The sequence below is a fragment of the Streptococcus equinus genome (genome assembly GCF_049393805.1).
Classification (GTDB): Bacteria; Bacillota; Bacilli; order Lactobacillales; family Streptococcaceae; genus Streptococcus; species Streptococcus equinus.
The window spans coordinates 666,603-683,617 of sequence record NZ_CP185763.1 but is presented as its reverse complement, the minus strand read 5'-3'; the positions used below and the strand labels follow the sequence as shown (position 1 = coordinate 683,617).

Genomic DNA, 17,015 nt, shown 5'->3' with positions numbered 1-17,015 from the left:
ATAAAAAAGAAAGAAGGTTAACTATGAAAAAGATTAGAAATGTGATTGCATTCCTCGTCGCAGCAGTTGCACTTGTCTTTACAGGTGGATATGCATTAGCAGATGATACTGGATCAATTACGATTCAAAACGCCGAAGTTGGACAAAGATATACACTTTACAAACTTTTTGATGCAACAGTAGGTGACAATGGAGCTATCGCTTATACTTTACCAAGCGGTAAAACAGCAGCAGATGTTGCTACTTACTTTGATGTTGATTCAGCTGGTAACGTTACAGCAAAATCAACTACCACTGAATCAGTAGTGGGAAGCGCTGCATTTAAAACTTGGGCTGAAGGATTTGGTACTCAAGTAGGAAGCCCAGTAGATGCAACTAGTAACACAGTGGCATTCACAGGGTTGCCATTCGGTTATTACTTTGTTGACTCTTCACTTGGTGCAGCAATTACAGTAGACAGTACTAATCCAAATGCTTATGTTGTTGATAAAAATACTCCAAGCCCAAGCCAAGCTACTAAGGAAGCTAATGAAGACTCAGCAGCAATTGGTGATACTGTTAACTATACAATTAAATATACTGCAACAAACTATGTAGTAAAAGATGGTGAAGGTAAACAAATCACTGACTACACTATCGTCGATACTCCAACAAACTTGGCTATCAATGCAAATAGTGTTGTTGTTAAAGTAAAAGGTCGTGATACTCAGATTGAACAAACAATTACTCCACAATCAGTTAACGTAGATTCAACTACTGGTAAATTGACAGTCGTTCTTCCTTGGGTTAACACATCAACTGGTGCATCACTTTATGATACTCCATCAGAAGTAACAATTACTTACTCTGCCACTGTATTGCCTGGTGCAGCAGGTGTTACTAACCGTACTGGTGAAGCAACCAACAGTGCAAAAATCACTTACAATTATGATGGTGGTTCTGGTAATATCAATACAGACCCTGAAATTGTTAAAACATATGGATTCACAATTAACAAAACAAATGGTACAACTGACTTTGTCAGGAGCTGAATTCAAAGTTTATGATTCTGAAACAAGTACAACTCCAGTCAAATTTGTGAAACTTACAGATACTATGTATCGTATCGCTGTTTCAACTGATGACCCTTCAACTTGTGTAGAAGTTATCCCAGCTGGTATGACTCACATTTCAGGTCTAAAAGATGGAACTCGTTTCTTCCTTGAAGAAATCAAAGCACCTGCTGGTTATAACAAATTGACTAGCCGTCAAGAAGTTGTTGTTAACGCAGACCAAACTACAGCTAATGTTCTTAACCAAAAAGGTACTGAATTGCCATCAACTGGTTCATTTGGTACAAGAATGCTTTATGTAGTTGGTGCCGCTGCTATCTTGGTAGCATCAGTTTACATGGTTGCAAAACGTCGTGTTAAAAATCTTTAATGATTAATCGTTAGAACATCTTCGAAAGTAGCACGAGTCTATTTTCGAAGATGATTCTTTTTAGAAAGAATTTGCCAGCAGAAAGGAGAAAAAGCAGTGGCGTGGTTAAAGCAACATTGGAAATCTTTGATAATGCCCCTCGTCTTTCTCATCGGGCTGGGCTTGGTAACTTACCCGTCTTTGAGTGACTACTGGAACTCATTTCACCAGACAAAAGGAATTATGTCCTATGCTAAAAGCGTTTCAAACATGTCTGAGAAAGAGTATGATAAGATTCTCACTCAAGCAGAGGATTATAATAAGAGATTGACCAGCATGAACTGGCATATGACTGATGAGCAGAAAAAAGATTATGAATCACAGTTGAATTTCAATCATGATGGGGCGATGGGTTACATCAGTATCCCAAAAATCAACATTAAATTAAGTATTTATCATGGCACATCAGATAAGGTTTTACAAACTTCAATCGGACATTTAGCAGGTAGTTCGCTTCCCGTTGGTGGGAAAGGAACACACTGTGTCGTATCAGGACACCGTGGCTTGCCTTCGGCTAAACTGTTTTCTGATTTGGATAAATTGCGTGAAGGTGATACCTTTACCATCCATGTTTTGAATGAAACATTGACTTATGAAGTTGATCAGATTCGCGTGGTTGAGCCAACAGACTTTTCAGATTTGACGATTGATCCTAACCAAGATTATCTGACTTTGGTGACATGTACACCTTACGGGATAAATACCCAACGTCTACTGGTACGCGGGCACCGCATTCCAAATGCTGATGGTGAAGCTAAGACCACTTCCGATGCCATGCAGCTAAATGCACTTTATATTGCACCGTTTATCGGTATTCCGATTTGTCTTGCTATTGTTATTTATATCTTTGTAGTGACAAGTAGCGCATACCTCAAACGACATGGTGACCGAGTTGGTCAATATTTGAGTCAAAAAGGACTTAAACGACCACAAACGTCATCTAAGAATTACCAAGATACGATTAATCAACTTAAAAAATATTTTAACAAAGATTAAAAAATAAAAGGGGTGAGTCGATTGACTCACTCTTTTTTGTTACGCTTTCACAGATATCTTGTTAAGTGAATTTTAAGATTATATTAAAAATTGAAAACAAGACTTAATTTTATGAATTGTTTAACAATTTATGGTATAATCTACCTTATACTAGCTAAAAAGCGAGGTAACATTATGTGGGTTGTTAGAAAAATGTATTGGCGCAGCGGTCAGCAGTATGTTCAAGCACAAAAGATTTTTGACAGTCGAGAAGACGCAAATGCTTTTAGAAAAGAATTAGACTTTGCGACCGAACTTTATGAGACTAACTTAGTAGTTTCTAATAAAGGTGAATTTTAAGCCAAAAGAGCAGAACTTTAAAACTGCTTTTTTGTTTTGAAAAAAGCTGATGAGAAATCTGCCAAATTTTTTAATATAAACAAAGTATAAATTTCTAATTATCTTTTTATATTTTCTTAAATGCTCGTAAAGCCTTATTCTATGTGCTTTCGAGTATTTTTACTGTAGGAAGATACTTCACGTTTCTTTGCATATTTCCTCATGTCTTAGCTGTCAGAAGTGGTAAATAAGTAGTAAATTCATTTGTACTACTAAGCAACAAGACGCTCCTGTTGCTTCTCTTTATTCAAGCGTTTCATTTCTGCCATTGCAGAATCGAATGTTGCATGTGCGTAATAGTTCAGCGTCATGGCTATATTAGCATGTCCCATAATGTACTGTAATGCCTTTGGATTCATTCCTGCATTTGCATAGTTGGTACAGAATGTATGTCGCAAACTATGTGGAGTGATGTGTGGCAATTTATCCTCGTTATACTTATTGTATTTCTTAACAAGACCTTTCATCATGCCGTTGTAATCACTTGCCACTTTTGGATAGTTCTTTCTATTAAGAAAGAGGAAATCACTATATCCATCAATCTCAACACGCTTATCATTCTTTCGATTCGCTAACACTCGCTTAAATGCTTGATAGGCTTCTTCAACCATAGGAACTTGACGTTCGCCACTTTTGGTCTTTGGTGTTTCAATGTAGTACCCAATTTCAGTATCTCTCAATAGCTGATGGTCTATATTGACAAGACGATTCTCAAAATCTAAATCTGGAAGTGTCAAACCACCAAACTCTGAAATACGAAGACCTGTTTTTAAGAGTATCAGAATTTCATCATAATTTTTGCTGTAGGTTTTATCAGCTTTTGCAAAGGCTAACAGTTTTTCTTCCTGTTCTTCTGTTAGTACGGTCTTAGGGACAGTATCATCATCAAGAACTGCTTTCAGTTGAAAGTCAAATGGATTCTTCCGAACACAATCATCTTGTATAGCAATATAGAATGAAGCCTTTAAAGAACGTTTGTAGTTATTGATGGTTTGATAAGCATAACCATTTTCACTCATTCTAATAGCCCATTCTTTAGCGTCTGATGGCTTAATACTGTCAATACTTCTTACACCTAACTTGTCTTTCTTCAAAATATCCATAAGATATTTGCGTCCAGTTTCAGTGTTTTTTCTAACCTTTGGTCTTTGAGCGTTCTGTTTTGCGTAAAGCTGGCAGAGTGTCATTTTCTTTCCTACAACATCAATACCATCATGAATGTCTTTCTGTAACTCTGCGATTTTCTCTCTAAGTGAGATACAATCACGCTTTCCTGCTGGTACTCGGTCTGTAGCCACAAGTTTCCACGAGTAAACAAATTGCGGTTCTCCAAATGAATCTATATATTTGTATAAGTATCTTCCGTCTTTTCGTTGGCTCTCTCCAGTCTTTAAGATTCGACCTTTATTGTCACGTCTTTTTTCTGACATGGCATTTGCTCCTTTCCTTTATGGAAAGAGCCTTGATACGACTTAATACTATTTTATCATATACAAGACCCTTTGGCGACGCTAGATTGCGTCCAATGTATCTATAATTTTTTCAAATTGTTTTCGTTTAATCTGAATACGATTGCCATTCATAATCAGCCAATTTGCATTTTTATTTTCCTCTGCCAAGCGTCGTAGCTTGTTTTCGCCAATACGAAAATATTTTGACGCTTCTTCAATGGTTAGGGTATAACGTTCCCAAATAGGAATGTCAGTCTGCTTCATAAAATCCTCCTTTCCAAATCACTTATTTGGATTTCATAAAAGTTGTTTTACCAGCAATCGAACAGCTTTAGCAAAGCTCACGGGAGTTCCACCCCTGCATGGTTCTCATGTAGCCATACTCATTGCCTGCGACGGTTTTATCACGCTCGGACTATTGACTGTATGGGAGTATCATTATCACGATAAGAATGTCGTTGCAGGCAATCCTGCTAAAGATTGCTTCTCGGATCACTAACATGAATCGCTCGCTATCTTTATAAGATAGGTCATGGCGGTTAGTTCCGTTGGCTCTTTTCTTATCGAAACGTATTCGATTACTTTTATTCAGTTTTCAAAGAACAATGGCTCGTTAGCCTATCAAAACACATTGAAAGCTCAATATGCTTTGGTGGAATAACAAACCTCCCTGTTCGGGAAGCGTGGAATGGTTTAGCACGCTTCCACGAAAGGAGAGAGGATATTACTTAATTTCAAATGACAAAATCTTTGTAATCAGTCTGGTTTCCATTCTTCCACGTAAGACTTCATCAACGACCATACTTTGATTGCCATATTCATCTTTCATAAGTCGTAGGGAACGCTTCGTTATGTACCCTCTGTAATGATGTAGAATCTGGTTAATCGCTTCGGTATCGCCATCTGTTGCCTTTACAATGAGAGGAAAGGGAATCATAGGATATTGTGTTTTCATTCTTCAAATTCCTCCATAAACTTTTTAATTAAGGCTAGTCCACTGGTTCTATGCCGATAGACAGTAGAACGGTTCAATTTCAACAGGTCTGCAATTTCTGAATCGCTCATGTCCATAAAGTAAAACAGCAGTAGAATTTCACGTTTCTTGTCTGGCAACTCACGTAATGCTTCACTCAACAAATCATTTTCAACGCCTACTGATAACCCATTGAGTGTAAAAATCTGAAAGTCAGTTGAATAGTTATCTGTTGTCGCAAACTGGCTAACAAGATAATCGCCAACATCCGAAAAGGACACCTCACGCTTTGCAATCCTTGAAAGATAAAGCATATAATTCTTTCGCTCGTCTTCCATAGCACGTTTACAGATATAGTCAAACTGATTTTCTATTGTGGTCTGAAAAGAAGATGGTTTCATGTTTCTCACCCCCTTTCTGTCTAGGAAAGGAAGTGAGCCTTGCTCGTTTATCTCCTTTCACTCTTAGTCCCAATGTGAAAGGGGGATTTGTTGCATTACTGATAAATAAACTTTGTAAAAAAGTTCTGAATAGCCAAAAAAGCATATAAACAGATTTATTTCTCTGTTTACATGCTTCTGTTATTCTATCTATATGATTTATAAAACCACATTGGTGGACGTACTTATCTATTGCAGATAGACGACTTTTTTTGACAAGAACCCAATGTAAGGAAATTTATTGTATATGATGTACTTCATGGCGACGTTGACCTCCAACAAACCGCCATTTGGAAGTAATATACAATATTTTAACAGCGTAAATAGCACTACCATATAACGGTTTTTTTTATTGGCGTTTAGTAGTGCTTTTTATTAAATATAAACCTATAAACCATATAACACGTTTTTCTATACCTGTTTTTAATTCAGTAGGAACAATAAAATGTATAGAGGTGGTCTACTATGCGTAAAAAAGAAGATAAATATGATTTTAGAGCCTTTGGTTTAGCCATTAAAGAAGCTCGATTGAAACGAGGTTTAACTCGTGAACAAGTGGGAGCATTGATTGAAATTGACCCACGGTACTTAACTAATATTGAAAATAAAGGGCAACACCCCAGCATACAAGTTCTTTATGACCTTGTATCGTTACTTCATGTTTCCGTTGATGAATTTTTCTTACCTGCTAATAACTTGGTAAAAAGCACCCGACGATTACAGATAGAGAAATACATGGATAGCTTTACAGACAAAGAACTATCCTTAATGGAATCTTTAGCCAGCGGTATCAACGAAGCAAGAAACATCGAAGACTAATTAAAAGAATCCATACATAACGGAAAGAGCCGATAAAATGAGATTGTATTAATCTCATTTTATCGGCTCTGCGTCTTTGCGTCTGGCTCTGTAATCACAGTTACTTTGAACTGCTTTATTTCAATTAAATTTTCTTGTCTGCATTTCGGACAATAGAGGGGGAATTTTTTTAATTCAGTATCTTCCCTTATCTTTAATCGTGTTTTATTTCCACATACAGGACACAATATCCACTTGTAGTTTATAATAACTATCTCCTCCTTTACACTTTAATTCAAATCTTTATTAAAAAATATTTCATCTTATTTAACAAGAAACCATATTTATATAACAACATAAAATACACTAAGTTATTTTATTGAACATATATCGTACTTTATCTATCCGACTATTTGGACGACGGGGCTGGCAAACAGGTTCACCAGTAGTAACATAGTACCCTTTTAACTCTGTTAAACAAACGCTACGTCCATTTGTAAAGAAAGTTAAATCATTACGATATTCTTGAATACACCGAGCAGGAATTTCTCCACTAAGAATGACCTCATTATTTTTCAGTTGAGTGTCTACGATGTTCGCACAATATTTAGGAGCATCGCTATATGCTCGTGAAAGATATTCTTGTGGTGCATAAATTTTAAAACTAAGATATGGCTCTAACAATTCTGTTCCAGCTTTTTTTAAAACTTGTTCCAATACAATAGGAGCAAGCATCCGAAAATCTGCTGGGGTACTAACAGGGCTATAGTATAAGCCATACTTAAAACAGATTTTACAGTCCGTCACATTCCAACCATACAATCCTTGTTCACAGCCATATCGTATCCCTTCCATAACTGCATTTTGAAACGATTGATTTAAGTATCCAAGAGAAACCGAGCTCTCATACTGTACTCCGCTCCCTAATGGAAGCGGTGCTACAGAAAGACCAATGGAAGCCCAGAAGGGATTCGGTGGCTCTTCGATGTGAATGGTATACTCTGCTTTTTTTAACGGTCTTTCCATATAAATGACTGTAGGCTTTTTTATTTTTACCTCCACATGATACTTTTCTTGCAATAGAGCACAAGTCACTTCCATTTGTACTTTCCCTAAGAAAGAAAGTATGATTTCATGTGTCGTAGAATCCACATAATATTGTAGAAGCGGGTCACAGTCGGAGATTTCTAAAAGTGCATCAAGTAACATTTCCCTTTGTTGAGGTTTGCTCGGTTCAACAGTTGTTTGCAGCAGAGGGAGCGGATTTTCAATTCTCTCTCTCTGTGGCAATAGCTTTGTATCTCCAAGAACACTATTTAGCTTCAAAAACTCATTTTGCAAAATAACAATTTCCCCGGAATAAGCCTTATCGATTTTACATAATTCACCATTTATTGAAGTATACATTTCTGTAACTTTTATTTTTTCTTTTTCTGATACTCTAACCGAATCTCGTAAATGTAGTACTCCACTATAAAGGCGTATATATGCAAGACGTTGTCTTTTTTTTGTATATTCAATTTTGAAAACATTTCCGCAAAGTTCAGACTGACCTCGATGTGTTGATGAATAAAATTTATTCGTAATCACTTCTATAAGGTTATCAATCCCTATATTGTTTTTTGCACTTCCGTGATAAACAGGGAACAGGGAACAATTCTGAAATCTTATGCTTTCCTCTTGTTCGAGTTCCAATGCTTCTAATGATTTACCGGACATATATTTCTCTAAAAGGTCATCGTTTCCCTCTATTACCGTATCCCATTGTTCAGATTCGGTAAAGTTCGTCACACACATATTAGGATACAGTTCTACCTTCTGTTTGATTACAATTTCGGCAGAAAGTTTCTCTTTAATATCCTGATAAACCGTTGATAAATCAATTCCATTTTGGTCAATCTTATTGATAAAAAAGATTGTGGGAATCCCCATTTTCCTAAGTGCATGAAATAATATACGAGTTTGTGCTTGTACGCCATCTTTTGCAGAAATCAGTAGAATTGCCCCATCTAAAACTGATAATGAACGATATACTTCTGCTAAGAAATCCATATGTCCTGGCGTGTCTATGATGTTCACCTTCGTATTTTCCCACTGAAAAGAGGTTATTCCTGTCTGAATTGTAATTCCTCTCTGACGTTCTAAAAGCGTATTATCCGTCCTCGTTGTACCTTTGTCCACGCTTCCTAATTCTGTAATCGCTCCACTGTTATATAATAAGCTTTCTGTTAAGGTAGTTTTTCCTGCATCAACATGAGCTAAAACTCCAATATTAATAATTTTCATGTGATTTTCCTCCATTCAAAAACCCAAAAGGGCATAAAAATCCCAGTGATAAATACTTTTATCACTGGGATTTTTATGCATAACCATAGGTATACAAAGCATACAGATATTCTCTGGATACTTTAGAATCACATGATAAAGGTATTCTTAAACTGGGTACAAAAAACTAAGCCCTCCTAAAAAAGGACATCTAATTATTTGTTCCCGCTATCAAATTGACAGTTTATTTAAGAATACCTTGCCGCATATTTATTAACTCCTTTTAAATAGTCACTTAAATAATAGCACATAAGAGCATATTTGTAAAGGAATCTCCAATTTTTTATCAAAAAGAGTACATGATTACAAAGTATCTGTAATCATGTACCAATATTTGTTATTTTACAATCTTCCAATTACTCCCGTTCTTTTCAAGTACCAAATCAAATTGAGATACCTGCGTTGCTTTGGTCTGCTGGTCGAGATACTTTACTGTCAGTGATACCGTGACTTGATTATCTTTACGATTGTAGATAGGATTCACGAGTTCTTGAAAAATATAATCTTTTCCGATAGATTTCAAAATACCATCATTCACATAGTAAGAAAGTTCACTCGCTGTTGCTGTAGGATAGAGCTTGAAGAATGTCGTTAGAAACTCAATGATTTCATTTGTCATAATGGAATCAACTGTACCATCACTTTCAATGACTTTTGGTTTATAGTCTGATTTCTTAGGTATGCTGGTAATGGTCGGGTTTTTAGTCAGTACCATATTTCCAGAACCATCTACATAGACTGTCACTTCATAAGCAGAATGGACGGTCTTTATATTTTCCCCCTCTGTAATCAACTGGTCTACACTATAGGTCACATCAAACTGGTTTTCGCCATCTGCTTTTACCATCCATATCTGAACCCCTCTTACAGAAGACGATACAGGAATATCCTTTCGGACTGTATCAATATTGAGAGCTTGAAGTTCCTCTGTCAGATAGGCTTTTAAGTTTTCCATACGATTATCAATGGACTGGTCGTTTAGTTCCCATGAATAGTAAACTTTCGCAAAGTTCTCTACAAAATTTTCTACATTATGAGTATCAACATATTCCTTTTCTATGATGGTTGTTTCGTGAATGGTGTGGGTATCAACGGCTGTAAAGTGCTTAAATATTGCAAAGCTGAAACTAAGCCCTAAAAGCACCCATAAGCCAATCACAACCTTTTTACGAGGATTGACTTTGTAGATACGAGGTTTCTTTTCCTTTGGTATCTGTTTTTCTTTATTCTGATTTTTTCTGAATTTCATCATTGAATCTTCCTTTCTCATTGTTTGATTCGTCCTGCTCCTACTAAATGCTGTTGCCAATAGGAGCTTGTTAAGTCGGCATAGCCGATAGGGTCTCCTGCGTGAAACATTCGATTATCGCCTAAATAAATCCCGATATGAGTAATATAAGAGCCAGCGTTATAGGTAGAATGAAAGAAAACCAAATCGCCAGCTTTTGCTTCGGATAGTGGGATATGTTGGGTCACATCATATTGTTGTTGTGCGGTTCGTGGTAATTTAATCCCAGCTTTGCCATACGTCCATTGTGTCAGTCCGCTACAATCAAATGAAGTAGTCGGGGAAGCTCCGCCATAGACATACTTCCAACCCTCATATTTCAGTGCTTCGTCCATGATGGCTTGTACCGTATTATCATTAAATTGAGTTGTGACAAGATACTGCGTAACAAGCTGAACATAAAACATATTGCCATAGTTATATCGCCAGCCCCCATTGATGGGTATGGCTATTGGATTGGGATAGGACACTTTTTCGCCGTCTGAATATTCCTTAGAGAAACTTTGAGCCAGTTCAAAGGTATATTTGTTTCCACGATTAGCCACATACCCTAAGAAGCCACCGCCATAATTGTAGGACTGAATAACCGATTCCAAATCCACACCGAGCCTATCTCTACTGGCTAATAATTCACTGAAATACTTCACACCTTGCTTGATAGATTCTTCTGTACTCAATGAATTGGGTGGTAGACCAAGGGATTCCGAGGACTGCATAACATCTTCGGCAGTACCGCCCGATTCCACCTGTATAATAGCAAGCAGTACATTAACGTATTCTTCAATGCCATATTCTCTAGCGTATTTTTCTACCATAGGCTTATGAGCCAGCACTTCTGCGGAAACATTCACACCGCCATAGTGAATGTTTGAAAAACCGCCATCTTGTTCATCTGAAAATAAAATGGCAACAAACAGAAGTAGTGAGAAGACCATCAAGAATAGCCCAGAACCACCAATCACTAAAGCTTTCAGTTTCATGGTTTCTTACTGCCTTTCTTGATAGTGGCGGATTTTATTGGTGGTCTATTTCTAAGGTTTTGGCTTTGAACTCTTTGAACAGTAGACGGACGCTCTTTTGTGACTGGACGTTGTGAAGCTCTGTCTGCTGGTGTAGTTGAAGTTGCTGGCTTTTGAACTGTTCTTTCTTGTGTAGTACGGTTTTGTCGTTCCGCTTTTAAACTTAAAGAATCGGACTTAACTGCTGGACGCTCCTGTTTGGCTTGTTGAGATTCCATGCGTGAAGTCTGAATAGAAGATTGTTTTGCGGTCTGTCCATCATGAGATTGTTCTTGCTTAGTAGCTGGTCTTTCATGAACGGAAGAAGCTGGCTGTTTTTTCTGTTTGACCTGTTCCATTTCAGAGCGACGCTCTGCAATGGTTTTGCGTCTTTGTTCCTGCTGTTCCTTGCGTCCGCTGGCTCTGTCTGCTCTGGTTTGAGAAATACTACTGGTTAAATCACGGACATTCTCTTTTACTTTGGATTTTCCTTGATATACTGCATATCTTGCATTGGTCGGCAAATCTTTAACCTGTTCTTTCAAACCACTAGCAGTGTCTACCATTCTGTCTTTGGTATCAGCTACTGTACCGATGGTTTGACCGATACGTTTTCCAAGTGTTGATTTTTCCTTTCCGTCTGGTCGGGAGTGATCTGCTTGTGTCCTTGCAGAACTCCCCGAACCCGACTGTCCTTTTTTACCTGTAACAATGGCAGACCCAGCCCCTAGAGTAGTCATGGAACGTCCAAGTTTCCGCTGTAGACGGTGCATGTGAGCGTGCATAAGCATACGAGGTTTTCTCATCACACGACTTCCCACACTTTGAGAATCGTTACTCTGTAGAGAAAACATACTCATTAAATCGCCCAGCTTGAAGTAGATTCCTGCAAAGGTCACAATCTGTAGAAAAGCAATCAAAAAGAACGGATAACCAGCCGATAAGGTATAGAGCATGGTTGAAATACTAAATGCTGTCGTAATAATCAATGTGATTCCAGCTCGTGTCAAAATGGTATTAAAGAGCTTTGTTATGGCTCGTTTTGACATACCATCAAATGATGGAATCATGCTTAAAATAAAGCTCACAGGCAGAAACATAGCATAGATGATAAAAAGTACCTGCGAGAAAATCATGATTCCTGTTAATAGGAATACAAATATGGAAATCCCAATATTGAAGACAAATAGGAAGAAGACTGTACCTAAACGGTTAATGGTCTTTGTAATGGTTAGATTGGTATTGCTTCTGTCTTCAATTTCTTCCGCAACAATTTTTTCTCTGTCTTCGCCATTGTTGGAATCTGGGCTGGTGGAGAGCAGGCTTTCCACACGGTCAATACCGATACTTTCAATGTCTGAACTGTTGTATTGAAGCAGTAGCCACGGTTGCTGAACCTGTATGGAAAACAGGCTATCTCTGATTAAGTCCACGCTGTCCTTGCCTTGACTATCGGAATGGGGCATGACAATCTTCGTGCCAAGTGATAAACTGGCATTACTGATGTCTGATGAAAAGTCATTGATTTTTTTAATGTAGTCGGGAGCGTAGGCAATAAAGGAAGCCGATAGGATAAACACCAGCACAAAATTCATAATGGCATGAATTGCCTTTGTGGTTTCTCTCTTTATCAGTCCCGTATAGGCAACATAAACCCCAAGAACCAAAATCAAGAGTAAGAGGAATCCAACATAGAAACCCTCTGTTGAAAATCCGTTTGCACTCACACCAGCTAAGGTCTGCATATTCTTACCAATGGAATCTGCTGTAGCGGAAATGAAGTCTAAGGAATAGGCTTCCTGTACTAAGTAACCTGTCGCATTGGAAACATACAAACTGATTGTCCAAATAAAATTGGTAATGGCATATAGTCCATACATGACCTGTTTTCCAATCCCGTCCGACCAGTTCCACGGAAGCCAGCCCCAGCTATTATCCACATAAAAATCCAGTTGATAGTTTTCAAGTGGGTATCGGCTGTATTCATTTGCCACATTGACCGTATCATCTACCAAGCCCGCAGCTTGAACCACCGTTCCCAGCATGGCTAAAAGAAAAATGGCAATCACAAGTGTGAAAGCCACTGTCATTGCCACTTTACCTAGACGTTTCAGCGTCCAGTTTGATTTTATTCTGTTTACTATTGATGGTTTCACATTTACACCTCTTTTCGCACAGGTGGTCTGGTATCAAAGGCATGGAGCAGTTCTTCAAATACAGGGTGGAACTGTATCACACCGACACGACCATATAAATCACTGATAAGGCATTGCCCGTTTTCCAAATCACGCAATCGCTTCTGATTGTTTTCGTCCTCTGGGTCTACACCAAAAAAGGCTAAGGTCTTTTTAATCTCGTTAAGGTCAGTGGAACGAAATGCAAATTTTAAGCCGAGGTTATTTTTCAGTTTTTCATCTAAGAGGTCGTCTGTATTTTGGGTCACGAAATATACCCCAGCGTTCATAGCACGACCAGCCCGAACCAGCTTCATAGATAGTGTTTTTCCTTGTGCTACCTGTAAAAAGCTCCATGCTTCGTCTAAATCTACAATCTTGAAAATGCTTCGGTCTGTATGGATAAAGTCTAAAGCAAAGGTACTAATGACAATCAGCATAGCAACGGATAAAAGCTCCATAGTGGTATATTCCTCAAAGGAAGTTTCCTTGTCGGGAAGTACCAAGTCCGCAACCTGTATAATGTTCAGTTGTTTTTCTAAGCTGATAGACTGCTCCACATAACCATTACTGAATAATAAATGTGCAAAGTCATAGTCTGTAAAACTTTCGATATGGTCGGCTATACTGGTACTTAGTGGCGTATTCTCAACCCGTAATTCCTCAATCACTTTCATCAACCCTCGTACTTCACTATTGGTTACTGCACGAATGGCTTTTCTAAGGATTGGGAAGCGTTCCCCATCACGAGAGGAAATCCCCGTAAGGAATGTCAGAATATCAATAGCCAGTGATTCAGAATCTTTGGGATTTTTCATAATCACATAAGGGTCAAGTAAGCCTTTGTTTTTCTCATCAGAAGTCAGAGTGACGATATTGATTTCATGGGAAATCTCTGGCAAGGTTTCTTTCCATCTGCCACGTTCTGCTTTTGGGTCTACAATCACTGCTTGTGCCCCATAAAGCACCGCATAATAGACGATAAGGTTATTCGCAAAGGATTTACCACCACCCAGCGAACCAACAAAAGCCGACGCTAACGCATTGGTTACTGAACCCTTAACCCCTTGACTGGCAAGAGCAGGTTTCAGATAGACATTGCGTCCAGTATCTAAGCTGTAGCCAACATAAATCCCCTCATTTTCCCCCAGCATTTGAGTAGCACCAAAACCTAAACCAGCGAGGAAATCAGAGGTCACGTATTGAATATAATCATTCATATAACGCTTGCTGGCAGGTAAAAATTCTTCATGTAAGCCGAGCATATCCCCAAATGGTCGTACCAGTTTTACGCTTAAATCGTCATAAAAATCTTTCACTTCATTACAACGACGTTTGAGTTCGTCAAGATCATTTGCTGATACCCTTACCACATAAGACAGCTTGTACATAGATTCCTTGCTTTGGTCTAAATTGGTTTCCAGCTCATTCACACTTTCCAGAGCTTCCGCCACATTGGAGCTGGTTTCATTATCACTTTGCCAAGCGTGGTTATCCAAGTCTTTCAGTTCTTTCTTTTTATTGCGGACAGTAGATAGGGCTTTACGATTGGCTACAATTTCCACATTCATTGACGTATCAATCGGGAATGTAAATTGCTGTTGCTGGTAGTAGAAGATTTCAGAGGACGGGAAGTCCAGTTCTCCGACAATGCTGTTAATGGTAAAGTAAGCTACATAGACGGTTTCATCTTCCTGCTGGATTTTCAAATATCGCTGTTTTTCTTCCACCAAACAGCGAGTAGGCTTAATCAAGTCATAGTATTTAATCAGCGTTTCATTATCCAGCTTTTTCTTTGATAGATGGTACTCATACTCTTCATAGGCAGTGCCTGTCTGTCCGTAAAGGTGTTCAATCAGATAGCCGAAGTCGTCCTTATCTAACCTGCGGATTTTGAAACGACGAGAGATTTTATTTTCTAAGAGCTTTTCCATCTTCTGAAAACGCAGGATTTCATCATTACTCATACTAACAAAATCGCCCATCAGCTTATGGTTCACATCATAGACAAAATCAGACAAAGCATTTTTTGCTTCAACGGTAAGACTTTTCATAGAAAACTCCTGATCGTTGAGAAGCAACTTAAAGCCGATAAAGAAACGGTAGTTCACTTGATTTTCGCCAATCATGGATATTAAAGCGTCTGTCTGTTGGTCGATTTTGTCATAGGCAACCGCTTTGAGCTTGCCAGTGACTTCATTTTTGGAACGCTCTTGTGCAGAACGTATGCTGGATTCTGTACTGATTTGTAAAGCATGAATTTTGCCATCACGATTTTGTGCGATAAGCTGTCTGAAAGAATCATGCACTTGTATTTTCTGTTCTGGACTTAGAAATGAGTAATTGTAAGGAACAAGCTCATAGTAAGCATAACATTCCCCGTCTTTATTCCAGACGAGATTGTTTTCAATGTATTTAATTGGATATGCCATAAAATTCACTCCTAACTGCTGTAATGGCTTCTTGTGGCTGGTTTCTGCCAAGCGTTACTTTTTTTCCTGCATAGGTCAGCTTTGGTCGCAGTGCATAAGCAATGACAGACTTCAAAAATCCATAAGGCTTTTTACCATCAAAAGTTTTTGTAGACATAAACCATGTGAAAGCCACAGGAATCCCAAAGTATTTGAGAAATGCTCCCTCTATCATGGAAAGAGGGGGCAAGTTGCCAAGTATCATCACTGCAAAGAGTGACACGACAAACCATGTCATTTGCGTAAAGGTTATGGGAAACGGAAGTCTAAAATCATTGATAGAATACAGTACCTTTTCCACAGACCAGATACTGGTATAGCTTCGTATTTTCTTCATGTAATCAATCCTTTCATAAAAAATAGGGGTAGCTGATTGAGCCACCCCGTAAAATAGAAAATCTGCCAGTAGTAATGTACCGACAGATTTAATAGACGATTTCAAAAATCCCATGATTGGTTGAGATAAACGTTCCTGAAAGGTCTAAATCCCGACCATAGGCTTGATAATCAATATAGTTTTGAAGACTAGCTGGTACTTCGCCTAAAGCACCCGTTTCTTCAATGTAGTAGCGTGCCACGTCATACATATCATCACAATCGGAATGAATGATAATATCCTCTTGATGTTCGCTTAGTTCTTCAATGCTTGAAAAATGAGTGAGCAGAGCAGATAGCTCCGATTGTAATTCTTCGGGTAATTCCGATACCATTTCCCATAGTCGATTGAGTTCGCCAATGGAAGTGTATTCGTCAACCGTAAAGGGTAACTCGTAGTCATGAATGGCGTATTCCTCATATTCATCATTCAAGCCGATTTTCTCTTTGACTTCCTCAAAGTCAATGGGAAAGGTAAACCACGCACCGACCAATTCGCCCTCATTGTATTTGCCTAAATTCGCAATATAGACTTGCATATCGTCCATATATTCACGTCCTTTCTTTGTAGAGATTCAAAAATCCCTACCGCACTTCGTTTGGTGTACCATTCCTTTGCGGAACATAAGAAAACCACTTATATTCCACAAAAGAACGGTTTTATTTAAGCACCAATAATGCGATTGAATAGCTCTAGTAAAATGTCTTTTACTCCAGCAGCGTTGAAGACTAAGCCAACCGCAATAATCGCAATAATTAAAAAGCCAATCAGTTTGCTAAACTCACGCTTGAAGCCAAGATACAAGCCAATCACAACGATTGCTAAAAGCACCAGTGATTGAGCGTTTGATAGAAACCAGTTATAAAGGTTTTGTCCAAAATTCATA

General features: G+C 38.3%; 19 protein-coding genes and 1 pseudogene. 6 read left to right on the top strand and 14 right to left on the bottom strand.

Going from position 1 to position 17,015, the window contains the following annotated elements; translation table 11 throughout:
- Positions 1-23 precede the first annotated feature (23 nt).
- The 4 genes from ACN0NP_RS03360 (at position 24) to ACN0NP_RS03345 (ending at position 2,796) form a co-directional block, all read left to right on the top strand.
- The gene (locus tag ACN0NP_RS03360) at positions 24-1,031 is read left to right on the top strand and encodes an isopeptide-forming domain-containing fimbrial protein (RefSeq protein ID WP_423217550.1); all 1,008 of its coding nucleotides are present in this window, start codon (positions 24-26) and stop codon (positions 1,029-1,031) included.
- A complete protein-coding gene (locus tag ACN0NP_RS03355; RefSeq protein ID WP_423217549.1) occupies positions 979-1,422 on the top strand; it encodes a SpaA isopeptide-forming pilin-related protein in 444 nt (147 codons plus the stop codon). Before ACN0NP_RS03360 ends, ACN0NP_RS03355 begins: the two co-directional genes overlap by 53 nt.
- A 96-nt stretch (positions 1,423-1,518) precedes the next feature.
- Positions 1,519-2,457, top strand: coding sequence for a class C sortase (locus ACN0NP_RS03350; RefSeq protein ID WP_074450785.1), 939 nt, complete (start codon positions 1,519-1,521; stop codon positions 2,455-2,457).
- A 174-nt stretch (positions 2,458-2,631) separates the two neighbouring features.
- On the top strand, positions 2,632-2,796 hold the full coding sequence (locus ACN0NP_RS03345) for a hypothetical protein (RefSeq protein ID WP_021143095.1): 165 nt from the start codon (positions 2,632-2,634) through the stop codon (positions 2,794-2,796).
- 251 nt (positions 2,797-3,047) lie between these two features.
- On the opposite strand, the gene ACN0NP_RS03340 is transcribed toward ACN0NP_RS03345, so the two are convergent.
- Complete coding sequence (locus ACN0NP_RS03340) at positions 3,048-4,265, bottom strand: tyrosine-type recombinase/integrase (protein ID WP_001291561.1); 1,218 nt, start codon at positions 4,263-4,265, stop codon at positions 3,048-3,050.
- 81 nt (positions 4,266-4,346) lie between these two features.
- Positions 4,347-4,550 (bottom strand): excisionase, encoded by a 204-nt coding sequence (locus ACN0NP_RS03335; RefSeq protein WP_000814511.1) that lies wholly within the window; start codon positions 4,548-4,550, stop codon positions 4,347-4,349.
- Here ACN0NP_RS03335 and ACN0NP_RS03330 point away from each other — a divergent pair.
- On the top strand, positions 4,534-4,785 hold the full coding sequence (locus ACN0NP_RS03330; protein ID WP_001845478.1) for a hypothetical protein: 252 nt from the start codon (positions 4,534-4,536) through the stop codon (positions 4,783-4,785). The genes ACN0NP_RS03335 and ACN0NP_RS03330 overlap by 17 nt on opposite strands.
- A 225-nt stretch (positions 4,786-5,010) precedes the next feature.
- Here the strand turns inward: ACN0NP_RS03330 and ACN0NP_RS03325 are convergent, their stop codons facing one another.
- Both ACN0NP_RS03325 and ACN0NP_RS03320 read right to left on the bottom strand, forming a co-directional pair.
- Positions 5,011-5,241 carry a helix-turn-helix domain-containing protein gene (locus tag ACN0NP_RS03325; RefSeq protein WP_000857133.1) on the bottom strand — a complete coding sequence of 77 codons (231 nt, stop codon included), beginning with the start codon at positions 5,239-5,241 and terminating at the stop codon, positions 5,011-5,013.
- Entirely contained in the window at positions 5,238-5,660 is a 423-nt protein-coding gene (locus ACN0NP_RS03320) for a sigma-70 family RNA polymerase sigma factor (RefSeq protein ID WP_000804885.1), read from the bottom strand. The genes ACN0NP_RS03325 and ACN0NP_RS03320 overlap by 4 nt, the downstream gene beginning before the upstream one ends.
- A 504-nt stretch (positions 5,661-6,164) precedes the next feature.
- On the opposite strand from ACN0NP_RS03320, the gene ACN0NP_RS03315 reads away from it, so the two are divergent.
- Positions 6,165-6,518 (top strand): helix-turn-helix transcriptional regulator, encoded by a 354-nt coding sequence (locus ACN0NP_RS03315; RefSeq protein WP_001227347.1) that lies wholly within the window; start codon positions 6,165-6,167, stop codon positions 6,516-6,518.
- 59 nt (positions 6,519-6,577) lie between these two features.
- Here ACN0NP_RS03315 and ACN0NP_RS03310 read toward each other — a convergent pair whose 3' ends face one another.
- From ACN0NP_RS03310 to ACN0NP_RS03265, 10 genes and pseudogenes are all read right to left on the bottom strand, one after another.
- A complete protein-coding gene (locus tag ACN0NP_RS03310) occupies positions 6,578-6,745 on the bottom strand; it encodes a cysteine-rich KTR domain-containing protein (RefSeq protein ID WP_000336323.1) in 168 nt (55 codons plus the stop codon).
- Between the two features lie 118 nt (positions 6,746-6,863).
- A complete protein-coding gene (gene tet(M) / locus ACN0NP_RS03305) occupies positions 6,864-8,783 on the bottom strand; it encodes a tetracycline resistance ribosomal protection protein Tet(M) (RefSeq protein WP_157339351.1) in 1,920 nt (639 codons plus the stop codon).
- A 15-nt stretch (positions 8,784-8,798) separates the two neighbouring features.
- A pseudogene (locus ACN0NP_RS03300) lies at positions 8,799-8,846 on the bottom strand (hypothetical protein); the annotation flags it as partial.
- A 313-nt stretch (positions 8,847-9,159) separates the two neighbouring features.
- Positions 9,160-10,092: a conjugal transfer protein gene (locus tag ACN0NP_RS03295; protein ID WP_423217548.1), complete on the bottom strand. Its 933-nt coding sequence runs from the start codon at positions 10,090-10,092 to the stop codon at positions 9,160-9,162.
- Positions 10,089-11,090 (bottom strand): lysozyme family protein, encoded by a 1,002-nt coding sequence (locus ACN0NP_RS03290; protein ID WP_002324551.1) that lies wholly within the window; start codon positions 11,088-11,090, stop codon positions 10,089-10,091. Before ACN0NP_RS03290 ends, ACN0NP_RS03295 begins: the two co-directional genes overlap by 4 nt.
- Positions 11,087-13,264 (bottom strand): CD3337/EF1877 family mobilome membrane protein, encoded by a 2,178-nt coding sequence (locus ACN0NP_RS03285; RefSeq protein ID WP_423217547.1) that lies wholly within the window; start codon positions 13,262-13,264, stop codon positions 11,087-11,089. The genes ACN0NP_RS03290 and ACN0NP_RS03285 overlap by 4 nt, the downstream gene beginning before the upstream one ends.
- A gap of 2 nt (positions 13,265-13,266) precedes the next feature.
- A complete protein-coding gene (locus ACN0NP_RS03280) occupies positions 13,267-15,714 on the bottom strand; it encodes an ATP-binding protein (RefSeq protein WP_000331160.1) in 2,448 nt (815 codons plus the stop codon).
- Complete coding sequence (locus ACN0NP_RS03275) at positions 15,698-16,090, bottom strand: conjugal transfer protein (RefSeq protein ID WP_000723888.1); 393 nt, start codon at positions 16,088-16,090, stop codon at positions 15,698-15,700. Before ACN0NP_RS03275 ends, ACN0NP_RS03280 begins: the two co-directional genes overlap by 17 nt.
- An 88-nt stretch (positions 16,091-16,178) precedes the next feature.
- Positions 16,179-16,676, bottom strand: coding sequence for an antirestriction protein ArdA (locus ACN0NP_RS03270; protein WP_000342539.1), 498 nt, complete (start codon positions 16,674-16,676; stop codon positions 16,179-16,181).
- Between the two features lie 116 nt (positions 16,677-16,792).
- Positions 16,793-17,014, bottom strand: coding sequence for a hypothetical protein (locus ACN0NP_RS03265; RefSeq protein WP_001009056.1), 222 nt, complete (start codon positions 17,012-17,014; stop codon positions 16,793-16,795).
- Position 17,015 lies beyond the last annotated feature (1 nt).